Genomic DNA, 2,139 nt, shown 5'->3' on the forward strand with positions numbered 1-2,139 from the left:
CTGGCGGCCTCATCGCCGACCGGCCCGGCCTTCGAGGGCGCACAGATCTCCTGCGGTCAGCGCGCCGCGCCGGGTGCGATCGAGCGCATCCGCATCAACCGCGAGACGCTGGAGCCGCGCTTCAAGGTGATCGGCTGCGATTTGTGGTCGGACCATCCGGACTTCGCCAGGCAGACCGAAGCAACGGGCGTGACCGGCGTGTGCGGCTCCGGCATCATCGAATGCATCGCCGAGATGTACCTCTGCGGGATTCTCACCCAGGACGGCGTGATCGACGGCGCGATGGCCGCCAGGTCCCCGCGCGTCCAGGCCGACGGCCGCACCTTCTCGTACCTGCTGCATGACGGCACCCCGCAGCTGCGCATCATGCAGAACGATGTGCGCGCGATCCAGCTGGCGAAGGCCGCGCTCTATGCCGGCGCGCGCCTGCTGATGGACCACCTCAATATCGACAAGGTCGAGCGCATCACCCTGGCCGGCGCGTTCGGCAGCCACATCGACGTCAAATACGCCATGGTCCTCGGCATGATCCCCGATTGCGACCTCGCCAAGGTGACGTCGGCCGGCAATGCCGCCGGCACCGGTGCCCGCATCGCGCTGCTCAATGCCAAGGCGCGCGACGAGATCACCCGCGTGGTGAAGCAGGTCGAGAAGGTCGAGACCGCCGTCGAGCCCAAGTTCCAGGCGCATTTCGTGGAAGCCATGGCGATCCCCCACAAGACCGCGCGCTATCCGCATCTGGCGAAGGCCGTGGCGTTGCCCGCACCGAAGGCTGCGAAGGTCGGCGACGACGACGACGGCGGCGGTCGGCGCAGGCGGCGGCGGGGGCTGGCGGCCCAATCGCCGATTGACAAGTGACAATTGTCACTTTACAATCGGCTCAGTGATCGAGAGCTTTCGCCACAAGGGACTCCAGCGGCTCTACGAAGAAGATGACCGCCGGAGGCTTCGGGCGGACATGGTCGATCGCATCCGACGCATATTGGCGGCGTTGGATGCCGCGGCGACGATAGAGGCCTTGAACCAGCCGACGCTTCGCCTTCACATGCTGAAAGGTGATCTGAAAGAGTTTTGGGCCATCACGGTCCGAGCGAACTGGCGCATTGTCTCTCGGTTCAAGGACGGGAATGTATTCGATGTCGATTTCGTCGACTATCACTAGGAGCACGCCATGCAGATGAAGAATCCGCCGCACCCGGGTGAGTTGCTGAAGGACAATGTCGACGAGCTCGGCCTCAGCGTCGCAGAAGCGGCGAAGGGATTGGGAGTCACGCGCCAACAGCTCTACAACGTGATCAACGGCAAGAGTGCGATCACGCCGGAAATGGCGGTACGGCTGGAAAAGGCGCTGGGCGGAACAGCGGACTTGTGGCTGCGCATGCAGGTAAACTATGACCTGGCGCAAGTGCGCCGCAACGATCGAGCCATCAAGGTCCGTCGCCTGGCGTCCAAAGTCGCCTAGCATGCCCCGAGGCCGGAGAGCTTCCGATGGACGTAGAGCTTGCGAAGCGCGCCGCGGCAGAGAAGGCGTTGACCTATGTGCAAAGCGGAATGGTGCTTGGCCTTGGCACGGGGTCGACCGTCGAAGCGGGTCTTGAGAATCTGGCGCGACTGATCGCCGAGGGGCTGCGGATCACCTGCGTGTCGTCGTCGGCCCGCACGACCCAACGAGCGCAGCAGCTTGGCATCACGCTGGCCGAGCTGGACTCGGTGCAGATCATCGATCTCTCTATCGACGGCGCCGACCAGGTCGATCCGTACTACGCCATGATCAAGGGCCGTGGTGGCGCCCTGCTGCGCGAGAAGATCCTCGCCAGCCATGCGCGACGCCGCATCTTCGTCGTCGACCGCAGCAAGCAGGTTCCCGTGCTCGGTCACATCGACCTGCCGGTGGAAGTCGTTTCCTACGGCTGGAGCCACACCGCGGCACGGATCGCCAAGTGCCTGGGCTCCGAGGTTCGGGTGCGGCGCGACGGCGACGCGATCGTGGCGACCGACAACAGCAACTACCTGATCGACTGCCCGATCGGCGGGTTGCGCGACCCGGAAGCCCTGGACCACGCGTTGCGCAGCATTCCGGGGGTCGTGGGGACCGGCATCTTCGTCGACATGATTGACATCCTGATCGTCGGTGATGGA

General features: G+C 64.7%; 4 protein-coding genes. All 4 read left to right on the top strand.

Going from position 1 to position 2,139, the window contains the following annotated elements; all coding sequences use genetic code 11:
* Positions 1-858: ATP-binding protein (locus VH499_RS16720; RefSeq protein WP_332053878.1), on the top strand; the 858-nt coding region annotated here is incomplete at its 5' end.
* Positions 859-883: 25 nt separating this feature from the next.
* Positions 884-1,162, top strand: coding sequence for a type II toxin-antitoxin system RelE/ParE family toxin (locus VH499_RS16725; protein ID WP_332053879.1), 279 nt, complete (start codon positions 884-886; stop codon positions 1,160-1,162).
* Positions 1,163-1,171: 9 nt separating this feature from the next.
* Positions 1,172-1,462, top strand: coding sequence for a HigA family addiction module antitoxin (locus tag VH499_RS16730; RefSeq protein ID WP_332053880.1), 291 nt, complete (start codon positions 1,172-1,174; stop codon positions 1,460-1,462).
* A gap of 26 nt (positions 1,463-1,488) precedes the next feature.
* Positions 1,489-2,139: ribose-5-phosphate isomerase RpiA (gene rpiA, locus VH499_RS16735; RefSeq protein WP_332053881.1), on the top strand; the 651-nt coding region annotated here is incomplete at its 3' end.

The organism is Reyranella sp., assembly GCF_036558665.1.
Lineage (GTDB): Bacteria > Pseudomonadota > Alphaproteobacteria > Reyranellales > Reyranellaceae > Reyranella.

Coding starts and splice junctions, on each gene's coding strand:
- VH499_RS16730 (WP_332053880.1), top strand. CDS start 1,172: ATGCAGATGAAGAATCCGCCGCACCCGGGTGAGTTGCTGAAGGACAAT.